The organism is Vibrio sp. V15_P4S5T153 (assembly GCF_963874485.1).
GTDB lineage: Bacteria > Pseudomonadota > Gammaproteobacteria > Enterobacterales > Vibrionaceae > Vibrio > Vibrio anguillarum.
Genome location: NZ_CAWNHR010000019.1, coordinates 176,108 through 198,425, shown reverse-complemented (window position 1 = coordinate 198,425; position 22,318 = coordinate 176,108). Strand labels below are relative to the sequence as shown.

Below are 22,318 nucleotides of genomic sequence, written 5' to 3'. Positions count from 1 at the left end.
TTGCATACATAGGGGGGGGGGGTGAATTAGCTTAAATCGACATCTTTGCAGCCAAAAAAGTAGGTCGCGAGAAAGCCAACGGTGTAGGAGATTAAAAGACCGCCAACAAACACCATCATCCCAGCAAAAATTCCTTGCTCGGAAGTCATCAATGGAATGGCGACAATGCCTGACGGGCCAAACACCGTATTTAATCCTACTGGCAAACCAAGGTAAGAAACTAAGCCGACAAAGAAACCGCCCGCCGCCCCACCAATGCAAGCGGTGACAAACGGTTTAACCCGCGGCAAGGTCACGCCATAAATCAGTGGTTCGCCAATCCCCAAAATACCGGGAATGATCGCCCCTTTCACTTGCGTGCGCAGCAACGCATCTTTATTCGCTTTGAAATAGAGTGCCAGCGAAGCGCCCACTTGGCCGCCGCCCGCCATCGCCAAAATAGGAAACAGAGAGTTAAAACCTTGTACATCCATCAACGCAAAATAGACTGGCACAAACCCTTGGTGAATACCAAACACCACCGAAATTAAGAACAAACCCGACAGTAACGCCGCGCCCAACGGGTTATCATTGAGGTTCAAAAACAACCATGACATGCCTTTAAACAGCTCACCACCAATCGGCATGATCACCAAGAAAGTCACCGCGCCCATGATGAGTAACGTCACCACAGAGGTTAAGATCATATCCAAATCATCAGGCATGTATTGACGCACTTTACGTTCTACTTGCGCGCCCAAAATAGAGGCCAATAGTACCCCGATAATGTTGCCGCGTGGGTCAATGGCGAAGCCAAAGAATTCACTCATACCCGAGTAGATACCCGTTGTCGCCTCTGGGTTATACCCCAGCACAAACAGCGAAGCTAAAATGGCACCATTAACACCCGAGCCACCGAAAGCTTGCTGCGCGTTATAACCAATTAAAATACTCAAGAAAGCAAATAGCCCTTTACCAAACACTTTCATATAAGTAATGAGATCGAGCATAAACTGGCTAGGCGATTGATCGATAACGAACATTTGCTCCAGCAAAGTGGCAAAACCAAGCAACAAGCCCGCAGCAATGAAACCGGGGATCAGCGGCGTAAAAATGGTCGCAAATTTGCTTAAAAAACGTTGTACGCCGCTGGTCTGTTTGCTCTTCATCTGCTTTTTCTGCTCAGCAGCAATCGCGGATAGATCGGCAGTTACGGCCATATCCGTCTCAGCACCGTCACCGTTGGCGATCATCTCATTCATCATATCGGCCGCCGTTTGCGCTTTGCCTGGGCCTAAAATGATCTGCAGTTGTTGGTCACTCTCCACCACGCCCATTACGCCGGGAAGGGTTTTCAGCAGAGCCTGATCGGCCAATGCCGTATTATTTAATGTTAAACGTAAGCGCGTCATGCAGTTGCCACACTTACCGATATTGCCACTACCACCGACTGCACTAAGCAGCTTGGCGATCATATTTGAGGTTATTTTTGCCATTGGGACATCCTTGGATAGATCCAGTCGGGTTATTGATCATTCAGTGCCGCGCGAATAAAACCATTATGCTTGGCCAGTTTTTGCGTCGCTTGCTCGGCGCTTAGCCCCGCAAGAATCATTACAATGGCGGTTTTACAGTGACGATGGCAGGCGCTCAGTGCTTGTTCTGCTTCCTCTTTGCTGCAACCTGTCGCTTCGACCACAATGTTATTTTGGCGCTGAATCAACTTAGCATTGGTTGCCTCGACATCGACCATGAGGTTGCCAAACACTTTACCGCAACGAATCATCGCGCCGCTGGTTAACATGTTAAGCACCAGTTTTTGCGCCGTGCCCGCTTTCATACGTGAAGAGCCCGTGACCACTTCCGCGCCCACCACAGGCACAATGGCAATGTCAGCCGCGTGCTGCATCGCGCAATCTGGGTTGCACACTACTGCCACAACCGTTGCACCCAGTGATTTAGCGTAAGCCATGCCGCCTAGCGCATAGGGTGTGCGACCACTGGCGGCGATACCCACCACCACATCGTTGCGGGTCAAATTAATATTTTTCAGATCGCTTTGCCCAAGCTCAACATTGTCTTCGGCATTTTCAACCGCTTTAAGAATCGCTGGGTGTCCGCCCGCAATAAGCCCAACCACTTGTTTAGGGTCAGAGCCGTAGGTGGGTGGGCACTCGCTAGCATCTAAAATCCCCAAGCGACCGGAGGTTCCCGCTCCCATGTAGATCAAACGTCCACCCGCTTGAAATGCCAAGGTAATGGCATCCACCGCTTGCGCTATCTGCGGTAAGGTTTTTTCAACCGCCAACGCGACCAGTTGATCTTCATGGTTAATGACTTGCAACATCTCGAAGGTGGAAAGGGTGTCAATGTCAGCACTGGCAGGGTTGCGGCTTTCGGTAACCAACTGGGTTAGGTCTAGGTTCATCGTCTATTTCTCGGTTTGAATTCGGAACTGAGGGCGATTCTATGGAATAAAATATTCCATTTTAGTGACAAAAATCACAACAAAGGTTATTCTTTGACCAGTCATTGCATGGAATAATGGCCTACAATGCACCGATATCTTTTAAGCCTACGAACAAAAGGCTAGTTAATACAAGCCACTATACTAATGTTCGTTATTTTAAATTTGGAATAATTTATTCTAAATAATACAAGGATCGCGCATGTCTGTGATGCATAAAATCGTCAGCCGCCGCACTCAACTCTCTCGCAGTGAATTACAAATCGCCGATTGGATCATCGCTCATCCAGAAAAAGCCGCGCTCGCCACCAGCCAAGCATTGGCCGAACACGCAAAAGTCAGCCAATCGAGCATTGTCAAATTTACCCAGAAAATTGGCTTTAGGGGCTACAGTGAGTTTAAGTTAGCGCTGGCCGAAGAGCTTGGCCGTAAATTGGCGTTTCAGACCACGCCACTGCACAGCAATATTCTGGCTGACGACCCACTGGCGGTGATCGCACAAAAATTGGTGCAAGCGAAAACAGAGGCGATGTTTCACACCACCAACGCGCTTTCATTTCCCCACTTCAACCAAGCGGTACAGTGGATAAACCTCGCCAACCGCGTGCAAATTATCGGTATCGGCGGCTCTGCGCTCACCGCAAAAGATTTGGCTTTTAAGCTCCTGAAATTAGGCATCACAGCGCTCACAGAACAAGATAGCCACGTACAAATCGCCACCGCACGCACGCTGGGTGCGCAAGATGTTCAAATTGTGATTTCATTTTCAGGAGAGAGAAAAGAGATTTTGATTGCCGCCGAAGCGGCCAAGCAGCAAGGAGCAAGCGTTATCGCGCTCACCTCTCCGAAGAAAAATCGATTACGTGAATTAGCCGCTCTCTCTTTTGATACGATTGCCGATGAAAGTGAACATCGCAGCTCATCCATCGCCTCTCGCACCGCGCAGAATGTTCTAACCGACCTGTTGTTTATTACTCTTGTACAGCAAAGAGACGAGTCGGCGCGTCAATTGATCCAAGACATTTCATCTGATATTCGTCAAATCTTTTAACGGAACTAATCGCTCTCTTCAATGCAGTGCATGCGATGAAAAACGCGATGAATGATTGGTGCAAATAGGGTGGCCAATGAAACGAAAAAGACCGTTTCGATAAATAAGCTGTAAAAGGCTAAAAAGAGATGCAAGCTCGGCGCAAGATGCAGATTGATTATCGGGTAGGGAAGCTCGAGACCACTGACCATCGAAAGCGCATTCAACCACGCTTGCGCCGCCGGGAGATCTGCTAGGTAGACAAAACCCACCACTCCGGGGATGAGACCAGTCAACAGCAGTAACGCAGCGATCGCCGCATAGCGTAAGCAGCGCCATGTAAAACGCTCAACGGAGATAACTTCTTGATGAATCGATTCAAATTTCACGCCAGCCTCCTTGATGTTTGCCTCATCATAAGCAATGGCGGCTTAATAATGAAGGACCAAAAGGCGGATATGCAGAGTTGATCTACACGCTTAGAAACCTCGCGCTAATAATTGCGCGAGAAACGCCAACTCTTCTTGGCTCTCTTTGATGACAAGTGCTTCAAGCCAAACCGACTCGCTGTAATGCTCGGCTTTGAGAAAAAGTAAGCAACCTTCAAAATCAATCAACCATGAGTGAACGTCCGCATCCCACTGTTTTTCTATCACTGTAGCCGAAAGCTGCTTGACCAAACGCTCGCCTAGTGCAGGAAAAGTATCGACATCAAAACGCGGTGTACTCAGGACGAGTCGCCCTTCATCTTGTAAATTGTGTGCTAAACCGAACTCAGCCATGGTGGGTTAAGTGCTCCTGAATCAGGTCTAAAAATGGGTCGGCGTATTTTTCAAGCTTGCGTTGCCCAACGCCGTTAACGGCCAACATTTCTCCGTACGAAGTGGGCAATATTTCCGCCATATCAATTAAGGTCGCATCACTAAAGACCACGTAAGGCGGCAGGCCATCTTCATCAGCAATCGATTTACGCAATTTACGCAATTTGGCAAACAGTGGTTTGTCATAGTTTTTGTTGGATAACTTATCTGATTTCGCCGCACGAGCGGCTGTGTCTAAGCGTGGAATAGCTAACTCTAATGGCATTTCTCCACGCAACAGCGGCCGCGCCTCTTCCGTCAACTGCAAGGTCGAATTGCGAGTAATGTTTTGCTGCAACAACCCTTTATGGATCAACTGACGGAAAATACTCACCCAATAATCATGGCTATGATCGCGACCAATGCCGTAAGTCGTGAGCTTGTCGTGGCCATTTTCACGAATACGGATATTTTGCATACCGCGCATCACTTCCACCACATAACCAATACCGAAACTTTGGTTGACGCGATAAACGCACGATAATGCTTTTTGCGCCTCTTGCGTGGCATCGAAATGCTTGGGGGGATCAAGGCAGATATCGCAGTTGCCGCAAGGTTTGTCTCGATATTCACCAAAATAATTGAGCAACACTTGGCGGCGACAAGTTTGTGCTTCAGCAAAAGCGCTCATCGCGCCCAACTTATGGCTTTCCACCTGCTTTTGTGGCCCTTCCGGCTTCTCATCTAACATTCGACGCAGCCAACTGATGTCGGCTGGATCATAGAGCATCATCGCTTCGGCTGGCAAACCGTCTCGCCCTGCGCGCCCGGTCTCTTGATAGTAAGATTCGATGTTGCGCGGAATATCAAAATGCACCACAAAACGCACGTTGGGTTTATTAATCCCCATTCCAAATGCGACGGTAGCAACCACTATCTGAATGTCATCACGCTGAAATGCTTCTTGCACATAAGCGCGCTCATCGGCGTCCATACCCGCATGGTAACTGGCTGCTCGTAAATGGTTGTTGCACAGTTTTTCTGTCAGCATTTCTACTTTTTTGCGACTGCCACAGTAAATGATGCCGCAATGTCCTCTTTGCGTATCAAGATAGCGGATCACCTGTGAAACCGGTTTGTGCTTTTCGACCAAGGTATAGCGGATATTAGGGCGATCAAAGCTGCCCAGATAGACATGCGGTTCTTGCAACTGCAAACGGTGCAAAATATCCACGCGCGTGGCGTCATCGGCCGTTGCCGTCAGTGCCATAAAAGGCACGTGTGAAAAATGCTGTTTAAGTTGGCCTAACGCCGCATACTCAGGGCGAAAATCGTGCCCCCATTGAGAAATACAGTGTGCTTCATCCACGGCAATCATCGCCAATGGCAACTGCTGCAAGCGTTCGATGAAATCGGGCATCAAAACGCGCTCAGGCGACGCGTAAATCAGCTTCAGTTGCCCCGCGTTCATTCGGTTATACACCGACATCAGCATCTCACGTGACATACTTGAATTAATACACTCAGCCGCGACACCGTTGGCTTTGAGCTGATCCACTTGGTCTTTCATCAACGAAATGAGCGGCGAGATGACTAAAGTGATGCCCTCTTTGACTAACGCAGGGATCTGATAACAGAGCGATTTCCCCCCACCCGTTGGCATGATAACTAAGCTATCTTGCCCCGCTAACGAAGCGTCAATCACCTCTTGCTGGCCGACACGAAACGACTGATAACCGAACACAGTCTGTAAAATACTGTGCGGTGTCTCAGGTTGAGGATCGGTTTGTTGAGCCATTAACGTTGCGGTCATGAAATTTCCAAGGGTGAACAAAAGGGGTAGAGCAACCGCTATACCGCAAAGCGTCTTATTGTAGTGGGGTTCGATGGTGAATAAAACCGCAAAATGTAGCGGTAAAGCGAATCACTTGATTCTCGGCCATTATTCGCCACTCAAACTCCCGAGTAGGCGGTTGATTAACAAAGCTGCAACTTACTTGAGGAACAGTATATACTGTCGAATCGTTTCGCTGGCTCAGCACTTCACTCCTTTGAGAATTCATCATGACCGCAGAAGAACAACAACGCTCCAGACAAGGCGTTTTACTCGCTATTGGTGCTTACACTATGTGGGGCATCGCACCGATCTATTTTAAAGCAATCAACAATGTTCCTGCACTTGAGATCCTCACTCACCGCGTAGTGTGGTCGTTTTTCTTGTTAGCAGCACTACTTCATTTTGGCCGCAACTGGCGTAGTGTACGCAGTGTGATTACTCATAAATCAAAGATGATCTATCTAATGACCACCGCTTGTCTGGTTGCGGTGAACTGGTTAATTTTCATCTGGGCGATCAATGCTAATCATATGTTAGATGCCAGTTTAGGCTATTACATTAACCCACTGCTCAATGTGGTGCTCGGCATGCTTTTTCTTGGTGAGCGATTACGCAAACTGCAGTGGGTCGCGGTAGCGCTAGCCACCATTGGTGTGGCCATTCAGTTAATTGTGTTTGGTTCGATTCCTGTGGTCGCCATCGCTTTGGCGACCACTTTTGGCTTGTATGGCTTACTGCGTAAAAAAGTGGCGGTTGATGCCCAAACAGGTTTGTTTATCGAAACCTTGGTAATGTTACCCGCGGCGTTGATTTATCTGTTGTTTATCGCCAGCTCGCCAACTTCAGATATGGCGCTCAATCCGCTTAACCTCAACCTACTGCTGATCGCAGCTGGCGTCATCACGACCTTGCCTTTGCTTTGTTTCACAGGAGCAGCAACGCGTTTAAAACTTTCAACGCTGGGTTTCTTCCAATACATCGGCCCAAGCTTGATGTTTTTGCTCGCTGTCTTGGTGTACGGTGAAGCCTTCTCTAGTGATAAAGCCATTACTTTTGCCTTTATTTGGGCAGCATTGTTGCTGTTCAGTTTTGATGGTTTAAAAACAGGCCGAACCGCGCGACGCGCTCAACGGGCATCCGTTTAATTAGGATTGTTTATTCCCCTCGTTCGTCAAAGCGATCGAGGGCACTGTGATCATTTTTTACAAGACAGTGGCGACATGGCTGGCTAAGCTTGCATTATTCAACCCTAAATTTTGGTCTCTATGGATAAAGTGAGCTACAGCCAAACGGCCTATCCTGCGATCGGTCTGATTGATGCAGACTATCGTCAGTTTGCGTTTGATCGCCACTACCATCTTGATATTCATATTGGCCTTATCACTCAAGGAACGCAGCGCTTCTACCACCAAGGCGCTTGGCATCAGGTACAACGGGGCGGCGTAGTTCTGATGTCGCCAGATGAACTGCACGATGGGCAAGCACACAATGGCTCTGGCTACCAAGTGCAAGTGTTTGCTATTGAGCCCACTTGGCTACAGCAAACCTTAGAAGCCAAGCAGATTGAACAAGTGCTGGGTTTTGAGCAGTTAATAGTCGATGACGCGCCACTTTTTTGCTCACTGCTGCAACTTCATCACACCATGAAGCAGGATAAGCTCAGTCAACTCGCTAAAGATTGCTTACCCTACCAAGGGTTCACACCTTTACTTGAACGCTATAGCCACTTGAAACTGCCGGAGGTTAAACCGCTTGGCCAACGCAACCTCGCCACGCTGAAAGAGTGGGTACTCAGTCAACTCGACCAACCAATCCGCCTTGAGCAACTCGCTCAGCTTTGCCAGCTTTCACCCACTCAGTTTCAGCGCCATTTCAAGGCGCAAACGGGCATCACACCTTATGCGTGGTTATTGCGTTTACGTTTAGAGCAAGCGATGAAATTGTTGAAAACCGGCACCTCTAGCACTGAAGTCGCCTATCAAGTCGGTTTTTATGATCAAGCCCATTTCAGTAAGGCGTTCAAAGCAACCTTTGGCCTGCCACCCTCCGCCATCAATCGCACACTTTACTAACCAAACTGTCAGAAATTTACAAGGCAAGCACGTTTTCTCCACGCATACTCACCGTAAAACATGAGGAGAATACATGAACGAACTTTCCATATTGGCCACATTGGCTGGCGTACATTTTATGGCATTATTAAGCCCCGGCCCAGATGTGGCACTGGTGGTACAAAATGCCACCCGTTACGGTCGCAGAACCGGAGTTTTTATTGCGCTAGGGTTATCATGTGGCATTGTCATTCACTCATTGCTTAGCCTCACAGGGATAAGCTATTTGGTGCATCAACAACCCGCACTGTTTGCGATGGTGCAACTGGCCGGCGGGGGGTATTTATTCTATTTAGGCTTGGGCGCACTCAAATCCATCTACGCCACCTGGCGATCGCCACAAGCTGTCGGAGTCAACAATGAGCGCTACAAGCTGATCGAAAATCAACGCCAAGCCTTTTCCCGCGGTTTTATCACCAATATTTTTAATCCAAAAGCTTTGGTCTTTTTTATCAGCTTAATGTCGAGTTTAGTGCCTGTGGGGATGTCCTTTTCAGGTAAAGGTATCGCCTTGCTGATTCTTTGGGGGCTCTCTTTTATGTGGTTCTCAACCTTGGCGTGGATGCTCTCCACCGCCCGCCTACAAAAACGTTTGCAATCACTAACTGTGTATATTGATGCGGTATGTGGCATCATTTTTACGCTCATCGGTGGACTTATTTTATTGCAAGCGCTGCTTAGCCTTAGCTATTGATGCAGCGATTCGCGCCCATTTTTGTGCGAGATCTCTTACAAACGAGTGAGCAAATATCGCTTTTTGAGTAGGAAAATCAACACCAAAAAACCTAAATACTTGATTTTAAATAAAATAATAACCAACTAGAGAAACCCTTTGCGGAAAAAGCGTTTCTCTAGCATTGCCGATAAATTAGAGATGGGTAATATGAACCTTGTCGGAAGGATTCTGACACGGAACAGGAAAGCACCACGGATTGGTCATCTTCAGGATGAAGAGACGACTGCTCAGGATGAATGGTCGGCACGGAAAGCAAATTGGACATTGAATGGACGCAATAGTAGCTAGGATGGTTACTACTAAGGAAAGACGATGGACACCTCTGGACGAGGCAAGGACTGAACATCAGGATGATGTAAAGGACACCGCTCAAGGAACAAGTGAAGCGCGCTAACGTGGATGGTTAGCAGACTAGGAAGTCACCAAGGACACCGCTAGGAAGGCGAAGAACGGATTAAGCTGACGGAATTCAGCCACTATCATGGATTTGATGCATGGAGCACTTTCGTAGCTGGATTGCTGCAAGTAAGACTATAACCCCGCAGGGCGCAAGCCCTCGGGGTTTTTCTTTTGGATCGGATAAGCATATGAGTTATCCAGCTTTCATATCTTGAACGGCTAGGTTAGGTATTTGGTTTAAACAACGCCATAAACACCCCTCCCTGCCTCCCCCTCAAAGAGGGAGGAGAACAATCCAACCATCTCAGCAAAGAAAAGTACCCTTTCTTTGTACAAGGAAGATCATAGTTTCTCTAGCTTGGCATAAGCAGTCACTAGCCATTTAATGCCTTCACCGTTAAAAGCGACTTGCACTCGACTTTGGGGGCCACTACCTTCGAAATTAATGATGGTGCCTTCACCAAAAATAGGGTGTTTCACGCGTGCGCCCAAACTAAAGCCCGTCTCGTTAAAGTTCTCTTTGACCGCTGTTTGACTAAAACGCCCAGCACTGCTTGGTCGGCTCACTTGCGCTTTCATGCGCACTTCATCAAGGCAGTTTTCTGGCAGCTCACGGATAAAGCGTGACGGCTTATGGTATTTATCCTGACCGTATAAACGGCGAATTTCAGCGTAAGTAATGTAGAGCTTTTGCATGGCGCGCGTCATTCCGACGTAGCACAAACGGCGCTCCTCTTCCAATCGCCCCGCTTCTTCGGCCGACATTTGGCTGGGGAACATGCCCTCTTCAACGCCAACCATAAACACCAACGGGAACTCTAACCCTTTCGCGCTGTGCAGTGTCATTAACTGTACGGCATCATCAAATTCGTCAGCCTGCCCTTCGCCCGCTTCCAGCGCTGCGTGGGTTAAAAAGGCCGTCAACATGCTCATCTCATCCGCTTCTTCTGGCTTTTCAAATTGACGTGTTGCGGTGACTAGCTCTTCCAAGTTTTCAATTCTGGCTTTAGACTTTTCACCCTTTTCAAGCTGATACATCTCAAACAAACCTGAGGTTTTGATTACATGGTCGGTTTGACTGTGTAACGGCATCTCAGCGCTATCATCTTCAAGGGCATTGACCAGTTCAATAAACCGGCTTAATGCGCTTGCCGCACGTCCTGTGAGCACTTTTTCTTCCAACAGCACAAGGCTCGCTTGCCACAAGGTACAACCGCGATCTCGCGCCGCAAAACGAATGGTTTCCAGCGTTTTATCACCCAAACCACGCGGTGGCGTATTTACGACTCGCTCAAAGGCCGAATCATCATTGCGGTTAGACATCAAACGCAAGTAACTTAACGCATCTTTTATCTCTTGGCGCTCGAAGAAGCGCATGCCGCCGTAGATACGGTAGGGCAAGCCTGCTTGAATCAAGGCTTCTTCCAAAACACGAGATTGAGCATTGTTGCGATAAAGCATCGCACAATCCTCTAATGCGCCACCTTTATCTCGCCACTCTTTGATTTTATTGACGGTAAAACGCGCCTCATCAAGATCGTTGTAGGCCGAATAGATAGAAATTGGCTCGCCTTCGCTGCCATCTGTCCAGAGCTCTTTACCCATTCGCTCGGTGTTGTTCGCGATCAGTGCGTTCGAGGCTTGCAAAATGGTTTTGGTTGAACGGTAGTTTTGCTCTAAACGAATGGTATTAACGCTCGGAAATTCCTGCGTGAATTTTTCGAGGTTTTCAATTTTGGCACCACGCCAGCCATAAATGGACTGATCATCATCACCGACGATCATCAAGTGGCAATCGCGCCCAGCCATCATGCGCAGCCACGCGTATTGGATGTTATTGGTGTCTTGAAATTCGTCGACCAAGATGTGTTTAAAGCGCGCTTGATAATGTTCACGAATGTGCTGCTTATCACGCAACATCTCGTGGCAACGCAGCAAAATTTCGGCAAAATCAACCAAACCTGCGCGATCGCACGCCTCTTGGTACGCGGAATAAAGCTGCAAATAGGTTTGAGTCACGGGATCGCGGTACGCATCGATGTGCTTCGGACGAAGACCTTCATCTTTTTTACCATTAATCCACCAGCACACCTGGCGTGTAGGCCACTGCTTCTCATCTAGGTTTTGTGCTTTGATTAAGCGACGCAGCAAACGCAGTTGATCTTCAGAATCGAGGATCTGAAAATCCTCAGGCAGGCGAGCGTCAAGATAGTGAGCGCGTAAAATACGGTGGCAAATACCGTGGAAGGTACCATTCCACATGCCCGATGCACTGCCCATCATCAACTCTTCAATTCGGCCACGCATTTCCGCCGCCGCTTTGTTGGTAAAAGTCACCGACATAACTGAAAAAGGCGAGGCGTTTTCAACCGAGATAAGCCAAGCAATGCGATGCACCAATACTCGGGTTTTACCACTCCCCGCTCCGGCAAGCACCAGCAAGTTTTCTAAAGGCGCGGCAACCGCTTCGCGCTGTTTATCGTTGAGACCGTCGAGTAAGAGAGAAGGATCCATCATGGCTAAGCTACTGGTTATTTATACATAATTGCCCAGATTATAACCTCAAATCGCGGCAAGATGCTCGTCTCTATCACATTTTTCTGGGTATTCAAAAATGAAAAGCCCACCGCAAAGGTGGGCTAATTCGAGCTTCATCGCATTTTAAGCGCGTGACTACGCGGCGATCCCCGCATGACGCAGCAACGCATCAATTTGCGGCTCGCGGCCTCTAAAGCGTTTAAATAACTCCATCGGCTCTTCACTACCACCCATTTCAAGGATGTTGTTCAAGAAACTTTGCCCAGTCTGCGGGTTAAAAATCCCCTCTTCCTCAAAGCGAGAAAACGCATCCGCCGAAAGCACTTCTGCCCATAAGTAGCTGTAGTAACCTGCGCTGTAACCGCCAGCAAAGATGTGGCTAAAGCTGTGTGAGAAACGGTTCCATTCAAGACTTGGTAACACGGCCACTTTCTTTTTCACTTGAGCGAGAGTTTCCAACACTTGCGGGCCTACTTCGGGATCGTAAGTGGTGTGCAAGGTGAAATCGAACAAACCAAATTCAAGTTGGCGCAAAATAAACATCGCTGACTGGAAGTTTTTCGCCGCGAGCATTTTATCGAGCATTTCTTTCGGTAGCGGTTCACCCGTTTCGTAATGACCTGAAATAAACGCTAACGCCTCTTCTTCCCAGCACCAATTTTCAAGGAACTGACTTGGCAGTTCAACCGCATCCCACGGTACACCATTGATGCCAGATACCGCACCCACTTCAACTTGAGTCAACATGTGGTGGATCCCGTGTCCAAACTCATGGAACAAAGTGACCACTTCATCATGAGTAAATAACGCAGGTTTATCACCGATTGGGCGATTAAAGTTACAGGTCAAATAAGCCACTGGTGTTTGTAGCTCGCCATTTTGAGTGATACGGCGGCCACGGCAATCATCCATCCACGCGCCGCCACGCTTATGTTCGCGTGCATACAGGTCGAGATAGAAGCTGCCACGCAGTGATCCTTTCGCATCAAAAATATCGAAAAAACGCACCGATGGATGCCAAGTATCAACCCCAGAGCGCTCTTTGACGCTCATGCCAAATACGCGGTTGAGCACTTCAAATAGGCCGCTCACCACTTTCGACTCTGGGAAATAAGGGCGCAGCTCTTCATCTGAAATATCAAACAAGTGCTGTTTCTGTTTTTCGCTGTAGTAAGCGATATCCCACAACTCTAGCGTGGTCACGCCAAACTCTTGCTGCGCAAATTGACGCAACTCTTCTACTTCACGCTCACCTTGCGGTTTCACTTTGGTGGCTAAATCATTTAAAAACCCTAACACTTGATCGGGCGTTTGCGCCATTTTGGTCGCCAGTGATTTTTCACTGTAGGTATTAAAACCGAGCATACGGGCTATTTCATGACGCAGTTTGAGCTTCTCAGCGATGATTTCGCTGTTATCCCACTTGCCCGCATTTGGCCCGCGATCCGAGGCACGCGTAACATACGCTTCATAAAGCTCTTTGCGCAGAGCTTGGTTATCACAATAAGTCATCACTGGCAGATAAGAAGGAATGTCGAGCGTTAATAAATAACCATCGAGCTCTTTGGCTTGCGCCGCCGCTTGTGCAGCTGCCAACGCCGATTCTGGCATGCCCGCTAATTGATTGGCGTCGGTAATGTGCTTGGTCCAACCCATCGTGGCATCCAGTACATTGTTAGAGAACTTAGAACCCAACTCAGATTGACGTTTACTGATCTCGCCGTACCGTTTTTGCTCTGCCAATGGCAAGCCGATACCCGATAGCTCAAAATCACGCAGTGCATCATTGATGGTTTTTTGCTGCGCTTGAGAGAGCGAGGAAAAAGTATCGCTGGCTTTCATGCTCTTATAGGCTTCAAACAGGCCTTTATGTTGCCCAACCCAAGTGCCGTATTCAGACAGCAGCGGCAAACAACTTTCGTACGCATCACGCAGTTCATCGCTATTGAGCACGGAATTAAGGTGGCTCACTGGCGACCAAATGCGGCTTAAGCGATCATCCACCTCTTCAATGGGTGCAATCAAGTTTTCCCACGTTGGGGTGCTATTGCCAGCAAGGCGTTTTTCAATTTCGGTGCGGCAATCTTCTATCGCTTTCTCAACCGCAGGCTTCACATGCTCTGGCTTAATGGCGGAAAACGGCGGTAAATCCGTGAAAGTGAAAAGTGGATTAGACATAAAACATTCCTTTTAAGTTAAGACGCGCCTGCACGTTGATGCATTTCTCTGCAACAGTCACTGATTGTTTCACGGCAACCGTCGATTTTGTTTATCTGAAATAGTAAATATAGGTAGGTTCAGCAATTTTCAATAGTGGCGTATAATCAGCCAATACGTTTGATTGATGAAACACACTCCATTTGGGGTGTTTTGAGAGCCTATTTTGCTAAGTTATCGCCACAGTTTTCACGCGGGCAACCACGCGGATGTATTAAAGCATATTGTACAAAGCCTTATCCTCAATGCATTACAGCAAAAAGAGAAGCCTTTTGTTTATCATGACACCCACTCTGGCGTGGGCCGTTATGACTTAACCCATGAATGGTCAGAAAAAACCGGTGAATATAAACAAGGGATTGCTCGTATTTGGCAACAAAATGTAACGCCACCAGCCATTCAAACCTACCTTGAGGCAGTAAAAGCGCTCAATGAAAGCGAAGAGTTACGCTACTACCCCGGCTCACCGCGTGTGGCGCGTGCTCATCTACGCGCGCAGGATCGTATGGTGCTCACTGAATTGCATCCGAGCGATTACCCTTTGCTCGAGCAAGAGTTCCACCGAGATCGTCAGGTATCGATTTACAAAGAAGATGGTTTCCAACGCTTAATCGGTAGCCTGCCACCGAAAGAGCGTCGCGGCTTAGTGTTGATCGATCCCCCTTACGAATTGGCCAAAGAGTACAGCGATGTCGTAAGAGCCATTGCCCAAAGTTATAAGCGCTGGGCGACGGGTATCTACGCCATTTGGTATCCCGTAGTGAATCGCGACACCATTGAGGACTTGCTTGAAGGGCTGGCAAGCCTCGGTATTCGCAAAATCTTACAAATTGAATTGGGCGTATCGCCAGACACCCATGAACGTGGCATGACCGCTTCAGGCATGATAGTGATTAACCCACCGTGGACACTGGAAGGGCAAATGCAGGAAATTTTACCGTTTCTTCAGCAAGCGATTGCCCCGGTAACCGGTCATTTTAAAGTCGAATGGGTTGTACCAGAATAAACTGACCCAATCTATCAAAGAAGTAGAGAACCTTTTTCGCCTTGCTATGGTTGCCAACACCGTACAAAACCAAGGTCAAACAGGATGAAAAAAGAATAATGGAGAAAGTAATGACAACGCATTTTGATTATATCTGTATCGGTGGTGGCTCTGGCGGTATTGCTTCAGCGAACCGCGCGGCAATGTATGGTGCGAAAGTCGCACTGATTGAAGCCAAAGACCTTGGCGGCACTTGTGTCAACGTCGGTTGTGTTCCGAAAAAAGTGATGTGGCATGGCGCGCAAATTGCTGAAGCAATGCACCTTTATGCCAAAGATTACGGCTTCGATGTCGATGTCAAAGGATTGGATTGGTCAAAACTGATTGAGAGCCGCCAAGCGTATATTGGCCGTATTCATCAATCATACGACCGCGTATTGGGCAATAATAAAGTGGAAGTGATCCGCGGTTTTGCACGCTTCGTTGATGCAAAAACCGTAGAAGTAAACGGTGAACACTACACAGCAGACCATATCCTGATTGCCGTTGGCGGACGCCCAACGATTCCGGCGATCCCAGGGGCACAATACGGCATTGATTCCAATGGTTTCTTTGACTTGACCGAACAGCCTAAACGCGTCGCGGTTGTGGGCGCAGGTTATATTGCGGTTGAAATCGCGGGCGTACTCAACGCACTCGGCACTGAAACGCACCTTTACGTGCGCAAAGAATCACCACTGCGCAGCTTTGATCCCATGATCATCGAAACACTCACTGAAGTCATGGCGGCGGAAGGCCCAACATTACATACTCATTCAGTGCCAAAAGAAGTGATCAAAGAAGCCGATGGCAGCCTGACTCTACACCTTGAAAATGGCCAAAGCCAAAACGTTGATACGCTCATTTGGGCAATCGGCCGCCACCCAGCAACCGATGCGATAAACCTAGCAGCAACGGGTGTGGCAACTAATGCACAAGGCTATATTAAGGTTGATGAGTACCAGCAAACCAACGTCGCGGGTATCTACTGTGTCGGTGATATCATGGAAGGCGGTATCGAGCTCACACCAGTAGCCGTCAAAGCAGGCCGTCAACTTTCAGAGCGCCTGTTTAATGGCAAAACCGATGCGAAGATGGATTACAAACTAGTCCCGACCGTGGTCTTTAGCCATCCGCCAATCGGCACAATTGGCCTCACCACGCAAGAAGCCCAAGCGCAATATGGCGAAGAGAATGTCAAAGTGTATACATCTAGCTTCACGGCCATGTACACCGCCGTCACCTCTCACCGTCAACCATGCAAAATGAAACTAGTATGCGCTGGCCCTGAAGAAACCGTTGTTGGCCTACACGGCATCGGTTTTGCGGTTGATGAAATGATTCAAGGCTTTGGCGTAGCCATGAAAATGGGCGCAACCAAGGCCGATTTTGATTCAGTTGTGGCAATACACCCAACGGGTAGTGAAGAGTTTGTTACCATGTAGATCGGTGTCTGGAAAATCCACCCTGTAGATTTGTAAACTCTGGAAAACATACTAGCCTCTATGTATATCAAATACATTGGAGGCTGGTATGGTTACTGTCGTAAATTCGAACAATTTTGACGTTCCCCGAATCTATCCGCCTTCAAGTAAATCAACATCTATTCATCTAACTGGGTTTCCTACCTTTTACTCCAAAGACCACGAATATCTACTACCAGTAAACCTTTGGCTCAATTATTTAGTGAACATTCGAAAAGCAGCCGATATAACAGCAAGTGTTCGTGCCCTTAAGAGATATTGGCAGTTCTTAGAATCGAATAATTATTCCTGGGACAACTTCCCTGCGAACGACTACTTAAAACCGACCTATCGATTCCGAAATGATGATCTGTTAAAAGCGGCCAGATGTGGTGAGATTGCCTTTTCTACAGCGTCTATGTACATTCTTCATGTTATCAAATTCTATGAATGGGCAGCTCATGAGAGATTCATAACCTTCACTGAAGAGAACAAACCATTTAATTATCAGATAGTCCATATAGCTAACTCTGGGATGATGAGCCACAACAACCCTAGGTTTGCAGTACGTTCAACTGACCTCAGAATCAGAAAACCAGCAAGAAACGAACAACAAAAACTCAATCCATTATCTCAACAAGAACTACTTTTTTTCGCTGACTGCCTTAGAGAATGTTCCGACGAATTTATCATTCATCAATTACTCCAAATACAGTCTGGATTGCGCGTTGAAGAAGCTTGTACATTTCCATTTTCTATTGTTGAGATGCCTAACCCTCATATTCATAGATATGAAGTAGAAATTGGTATTCACAATGGTGTACACACAAAATTCAACAAAACACGTAAAGTCGAAATACCCAACCAGCTAATGCGAAAAATGTATGATTACTCGGTTAGTGAACGTCGACTAAAGCGAGAAAAGAAAACAGATGGTGTAAATAAAACACTACTTCTGAATAATCTTGGAAACCCTCTTTGCAGCAATAACATCCAACAACATTTTCGTCGATTAAGACATCATATTCAAAATAAACATAATATTGTTTTTAGTCATCGGACTCACGATTTAAGGGCTACTTATGGTACCTATCGCTTGGATTCATTGTTGGATCACCTTCCAGTTGGTGATGCTTTAGCTTTAATTATGGGATGGATGGGGCACAAAGATGATAAAACCACATGGAAATACCTTCGATATTTAAGAAAAGAAAAAGCAAATCAAAATGCAATTGTAATGCTTGACCAAATATTGGAGGAAGCAATGTTATGACTTACACGCCTCCTAAGCTAACAATCAAACTTCGCACAGGAATCAAACAAACGTTCACTTATGACTTCACTCGTTTTTTCTACAAAGGAGTTGCTTTTAAAAGAGACTTACAGCGAGCAGAATCTGCACATCGAGATGCTGATGTTCTGAGATGGTACAGAATATTTACTGAGACAAACGAATACTCTGATCTGACAAAACAAAGCTACCTAAGAGATTTTGCGAAATACGTTCGCTTTTGTGATACGAAAAGACTTAATCCGGAAAGCTCTGCCGCAGTTGAATCATGGGAGAGACACTTAATAGAGCAAGTTCGTATATCTTCAATGAACGTCAATTCTGCGCGGAAAATGATTTCTTGTTCAAAAAAATGCTTGGAAATGCTTGGTAACCCAAGCTCAGAATGGTTCTCTCCTTATGGATTATTTCGCTCTGAACCTAATCCTACTCAAGGTTATTCAGATCGAGAGCTGTCTTCCTTAATCAAAATTATCAACTCATTTTTCAGACAGATATACAAACAAATCATGACGAACCCAAGCATACATTTGAATGCCTCAACCAATAAAAGAACTGCGACCTTTACCTACAACAACCATACACATGGAATCGCCTCACCAATAACAAAATGCTTTAGTGCCGCCTACTTCATGTTGTCCTATTACACTTGGGGCAATACAACCGTCCTCCTCAACATGACAAAGCCGAAAGAAAAAATATTTGAAGGTGGTAAGTGGTTTGAGCAAAGTGTTTTAAAGCCTAGAGCAAATAAGTATGTATCTATATCGATTGGGGATAACGGTACATTTCATGTTCCCAAAATAGCACTTGGATTTTTTGAGCAGCTATTGCAACTTAGTAGCCTTATTTCTTCGGATCCTCACTTGCTCTGGCAAACCAAAAGAGGCCATATTGCACCTTTGGAACAAGGACATATACAAACCTTCTCTAAATGGCTGTATGAGACGTTTGATCTAAAATCTGATGATGGTGAGCCACTACGGCCAATGGCTTCGAAATTTCGTGCCAGTGGAAGTTACCGCTATTTAGCAAAAACGGGAAATGCAACTGAAACAGCATTGCTCTTAGGCAACACCCCATACACGTTATCAAAGCACTATTCTTCTGGCAATCAGGTTGAGAACCAAAAACAATTGCTTGCTGCAACTCACACAATTGAAGGCGCAGCTCGATGTTCAGATATTAATGCTGCAAAAGAATTTGCAAAAAAAGAGTTGGGGGTAGAAGTTCTTCCGTACGAGGAGTTCCTTGCAAAATATGCAGATAAGCACGGCGAAAAAACGATTATAGGAACAGGCTGTAAAAATGTCTATTCCAGTCAGGCTGACAAATATCGAAGGAGGAATCACTTCAGCCCGAAAGACTTTAACGTTGACCACCTGGCTTGTTCTGACATTCATAATTGCTTCAATTGTGAAAATCAGGTCATCATTGAAAGTGTTGAGGATATCTGGTGTTTACTGAGTTATCGAGAATCGATCATTGATTCAAAAGTTCACCACCTCAGTGAGCAGCATTTTAATAAAAACTATTCAGACCTTTTAAACTCGATCAATCGAATTGTCTTCACCATCCATCCCAAAGTAAAAAGATTAGCAGAAAAGAAACTGCAGAATGAAGGAAGACACCCTCTATGGCCAGAAGGAATCAACATCGATTTTTAAGGACTACCTATGACACCATTGTTTGAACTACCTAAAAATATACTCAAAGAAAACATTTCCGAATATAAAAAGGTAATAGAGTTGTATGTAAATAAAAATTTTAGAGAATTAGATAATGTAGTCGTAACTAAAAAATATGATGGAAGCCCTCAAAGCTACTTTGGCGATGAAGAATGGAACTTTTCCGCTTACTTAGATACCAGAATAGTCCATAAAAAACATACTGTATTTTCATCATTCTCAGATGAGAACTTGGCTAGAGAGATGAAACTTATCTGTTTCTCATGGCTTTACATATCCGGTCATCATAGAAAAGGGGCAGTTATTAAACCAACAACACTTCTCGCACGCTTTTCAAAACTATCTCAAGTATATAAATTTATTGAAAAAAATGGTTTTTCTTCTATTAACGATCTTTCATCAAATATTGTTTTTCTAGAATTTCGTAACCACCTTCAATCCCAAAATTATCAGCATGCTCAAGTAGCAGCAATCTATAATACATTGACCAGTATACAAAGAGTTAGTAGATACCTTCCTATAACATTCACCATACCACCAGATCAAAATTCGACTAAGTTCTCCTTTGAATTAACAGGAAAAAATAAAGAGGAAGGATCTAATCAATTTTATGCTATGCCAACTAGAATAATGGAAAGGATATACGGCTATTGTTTTAACATCATTGATGAATACTACCCATATAGAGAAGCACTTCACGAACTATTACATGACTTAAGAGAGAACTACGTCGAAGGAAAAAAGCGAGTTGATGAAAAAATTGAAAGTGGAATTTGGAAATGGATGAGCAAAGATTCTTATGACTACAGAGTAGAAGTCAACAAACATATGCCTTCAAAATATAAGTCCATAATAGATGCTCATTTAGAAAATACGCCTCTCGGCAATAAGCTTCCTAGAGATGCACGCAACCTCCAAAGTGCAATTATTGAATTACAAACGGTCTGCTTTATCACCTGTGGGGCTCTGACAGGAATGCGTCGTTCAGAATTATATTGTCTAAACTCGAATAGCTTTAGAGAAAAAGAAATATATGGTCGAAAATATTACGTTCTTCGCTCTGAGCATCATAAATTTACCCAAGGAAGAGGAAAACCTGCTGAGTGGGTAACAACTAAACTAGCTGGAAAAGCCATTGATATTGCAGAAGCTCTTTCTAGATACATGCGAATTCAGTTGTTAGAAGATGAAGATCCCATGAGTGAGTATAACTCTTCATGCTTGTGGTTGGGACAAGGACGAAAATCACAGAAACCAGTAATCACACAAGACAATAATATGAGGAAACATTTTCGTCGCATATGTCAAAAAGCAAATGCCATAATCACTGAAGATGATCTTGAAGAGTTTCGTCTCATCAATCCCAATAGAGAGCCACAAAGGGCCGCTGAGAATTTAAAAGTTGGTAATATCTGGCCATTAACTACTCATCAACTACGCAGAACTTTTGCTGTATTTTCAAAACGTCATAACCTTTGTCACGATATTGCGATAAAAGAACAGTTCAAACACCTAGATCTACCCACAACAGAATGGTATGGAGAAGGTGGTCTTGCCAGCAAAATAAAAGCACTACAGATCGATACAGAGCTTCAATCATTCCTCAATGACGTAATCCAAGAGTCTACGACACAAAAAATTCATGAATGGTATAAAGGCTGGGATTCAGGTCAACTGATGGGTCATATGGCCGGCTCAATCAATAAAAACCGAATATCTCTTCACAAAAAATATAAATCATGGGATGCGATTAATGGGCATGTAAAAGCTGGTCGATTAACCCTTGTAGGCACGCTACACTCTTACTGTATGGCTGGCTACGAATGCCAGATGCATAAGGTTAGTTCCCCAGCCAACTGTATGAGCTGTGAAAATCAGCTCATAGATAAAGAAAAAGCTGAAAACTGGAACAAACGCTATCAATGGGTATGCAAACAAGTTATTGATATGGAAGCAATCGGTTCGTTAACCGCTTCCATGTATTCACATTTTATTACCCAAATCAGAGCCGCTGAAAAAGTTCTCCACAAATTTCAGATTCCATTCACAAGGTTTGAGATAGGCAACGGTAAATATGAGCAAATCCCAAATTACGAAGGTTGAACTAGAGCAAGCACTAAAAAGAATCCTATCGGGAAAAACTCACCGCATTGATCCTGCGCGGAAGATTTCAGTTAAAGCGGTAGAAGAAGAAGCAGGGCTAGGCGATGGCTCTGCCTATTACTACAAAGACATAGTACAAAAAATAAAAGACTCAGCTATCCAAAACTCACCGAAAACCAAAGCTCAAAACGCATATGAAGATAAGATTTCCAGCTTAAGAGAACGGTTAAAAAAAGAAATAAGCCTGAAAGAAAAATACCGATCGCAAACAGAAGATTTAAAAGAACAACTCTCTAATATGGCGAGCCAACACAACCAACTCGCCTTAATGATTCAGCAGTATCAGTACAAGATTTCAGAACTTGAATCCGATATTGAACAACTTCCGAAGTACAGTGAATGAATTAGTACACCTAAGATTAGATTTTCTTAAATACAGTAATTAACTCTCTTTCTTTCTTACCAAGCCAAAAGCCCTTGCAACTAAGGGAAAATCAAGACCGTTAGTGAAGTCGAAGCACCAGTAGAAGACAAGATTTTTGGAGAGCACCCAGAGAAGGTTACCTTATCCGAAGAACTCACCAAAGAGAGTATGTTCAGGTTTATCATCGAATAGTTCTAGCACAGTTCCACCT

At 45.6% G+C, this 22,318-nt stretch carries 17 protein-coding genes; 10 read left to right on the top strand and 7 right to left on the bottom strand.

Annotated features, from left to right (window positions below; genetic code table 11):
• Positions 1-26 precede the first annotated feature (26 nt).
• Positions 27-1,475, bottom strand: coding sequence for a PTS N-acetylmuramic acid transporter subunit IIBC (murP, locus tag AACT42_RS19520; RefSeq protein WP_019281275.1), 1,449 nt, complete (start codon positions 1,473-1,475; stop codon positions 27-29).
• Between the two features lie 29 nt (positions 1,476-1,504).
• Entirely contained in the window at positions 1,505-2,407 is a 903-nt protein-coding gene (gene murQ, locus AACT42_RS19515) for an N-acetylmuramic acid 6-phosphate etherase (RefSeq protein WP_019282794.1), read from the bottom strand.
• A gap of 241 nt (positions 2,408-2,648) precedes the next feature.
• Between murQ and AACT42_RS19510 the strand changes: the two genes are divergently transcribed.
• Positions 2,649-3,497: a MurR/RpiR family transcriptional regulator gene (locus tag AACT42_RS19510; protein ID WP_094133970.1), complete on the top strand. Its 849-nt coding sequence runs from the start codon at positions 2,649-2,651 to the stop codon at positions 3,495-3,497.
• A gap of 5 nt (positions 3,498-3,502) precedes the next feature.
• Here AACT42_RS19510 and AACT42_RS19505 read toward each other — a convergent pair whose 3' ends face one another.
• The 3 genes from AACT42_RS19505 to recQ all read right to left on the bottom strand — a co-directional run bounded on the left by AACT42_RS19505 (position 3,503) and on the right by recQ (position 6,089).
• Entirely contained in the window at positions 3,503-3,865 is a 363-nt protein-coding gene (locus AACT42_RS19505; RefSeq protein WP_017043038.1) for a hypothetical protein, read from the bottom strand.
• 90 nt (positions 3,866-3,955) lie between these two features.
• Complete coding sequence (locus AACT42_RS19500; RefSeq protein ID WP_064626056.1) at positions 3,956-4,258, bottom strand: DUF3630 family protein; 303 nt, start codon at positions 4,256-4,258, stop codon at positions 3,956-3,958.
• Positions 4,251-6,089: an ATP-dependent DNA helicase RecQ gene (gene recQ, locus AACT42_RS19495; protein WP_064626057.1), complete on the bottom strand. Its 1,839-nt coding sequence runs from the start codon at positions 6,087-6,089 to the stop codon at positions 4,251-4,253. The genes AACT42_RS19500 and recQ overlap by 8 nt, the downstream gene beginning before the upstream one ends.
• Before the next feature lie 251 nt (positions 6,090-6,340).
• Here recQ and rarD point away from each other — a divergent pair, with 251 nt between their 5' ends.
• The 3 genes from rarD to AACT42_RS19480 all read left to right on the top strand — a co-directional run bounded on the left by rarD (position 6,341) and on the right by AACT42_RS19480 (position 8,918).
• Entirely contained in the window at positions 6,341-7,258 is a 918-nt protein-coding gene (gene rarD / locus AACT42_RS19490; protein ID WP_013855691.1) for an EamA family transporter RarD, read from the top strand.
• Positions 7,259-7,378: 120 nt separating this feature from the next.
• A complete protein-coding gene (locus tag AACT42_RS19485) occupies positions 7,379-8,185 on the top strand; it encodes an AraC family transcriptional regulator (protein ID WP_026028188.1) in 807 nt (268 codons plus the stop codon).
• A 73-nt stretch (positions 8,186-8,258) separates the two neighbouring features.
• On the top strand, positions 8,259-8,918 hold the full coding sequence (locus tag AACT42_RS19480) for a LysE family translocator (RefSeq protein ID WP_094133971.1): 660 nt from the start codon (positions 8,259-8,261) through the stop codon (positions 8,916-8,918).
• Positions 8,919-9,701: 783 nt separating this feature from the next.
• Here AACT42_RS19480 and uvrD read toward each other — a convergent pair.
• Both uvrD and prlC read right to left on the bottom strand, forming a co-directional pair.
• Positions 9,702-11,876: a DNA helicase II gene (gene uvrD / locus AACT42_RS19475; protein ID WP_094133972.1), complete on the bottom strand. Its 2,175-nt coding sequence runs from the start codon at positions 11,874-11,876 to the stop codon at positions 9,702-9,704.
• Between the two features lie 156 nt (positions 11,877-12,032).
• Entirely contained in the window at positions 12,033-14,075 is a 2,043-nt protein-coding gene (gene prlC / locus AACT42_RS19470) for an oligopeptidase A (RefSeq protein WP_094133973.1), read from the bottom strand.
• A gap of 205 nt (positions 14,076-14,280) precedes the next feature.
• Here prlC and AACT42_RS19465 point away from each other — a divergent pair, with 205 nt between their 5' ends.
• The 6 genes from AACT42_RS19465 to AACT42_RS19440 all read left to right on the top strand — a co-directional run bounded on the left by AACT42_RS19465 (position 14,281) and on the right by AACT42_RS19440 (position 22,086).
• A complete protein-coding gene (locus AACT42_RS19465) occupies positions 14,281-15,120 on the top strand; it encodes a 23S rRNA (adenine(2030)-N(6))-methyltransferase RlmJ (RefSeq protein WP_094133974.1) in 840 nt (279 codons plus the stop codon).
• A gap of 110 nt (positions 15,121-15,230) precedes the next feature.
• Complete coding sequence (gene gorA / locus AACT42_RS19460; RefSeq protein ID WP_026028187.1) at positions 15,231-16,583, top strand: glutathione-disulfide reductase; 1,353 nt, start codon at positions 15,231-15,233, stop codon at positions 16,581-16,583.
• A gap of 88 nt (positions 16,584-16,671) precedes the next feature.
• Positions 16,672-17,874, top strand: a complete 1,203-nt coding sequence (locus tag AACT42_RS19455) for a site-specific integrase (protein WP_161441890.1) — start codon at positions 16,672-16,674, stop codon at positions 17,872-17,874.
• Entirely contained in the window at positions 17,871-19,559 is a 1,689-nt protein-coding gene (locus AACT42_RS19450; protein WP_094133976.1) for a hypothetical protein, read from the top strand. The genes AACT42_RS19455 and AACT42_RS19450 overlap by 4 nt, the downstream gene beginning before the upstream one ends.
• A gap of 9 nt (positions 19,560-19,568) precedes the next feature.
• Positions 19,569-21,683, top strand: coding sequence for an integrase (locus AACT42_RS19445; RefSeq protein WP_094133977.1), 2,115 nt, complete (start codon positions 19,569-19,571; stop codon positions 21,681-21,683).
• Positions 21,655-22,086 carry a hypothetical protein gene (locus AACT42_RS19440; RefSeq protein WP_094133978.1) on the top strand — a complete coding sequence of 144 codons (432 nt, stop codon included), beginning with the start codon at positions 21,655-21,657 and terminating at the stop codon, positions 22,084-22,086. The genes AACT42_RS19445 and AACT42_RS19440 overlap by 29 nt, the downstream gene beginning before the upstream one ends.
• Positions 22,087-22,318 lie beyond the last annotated feature (232 nt).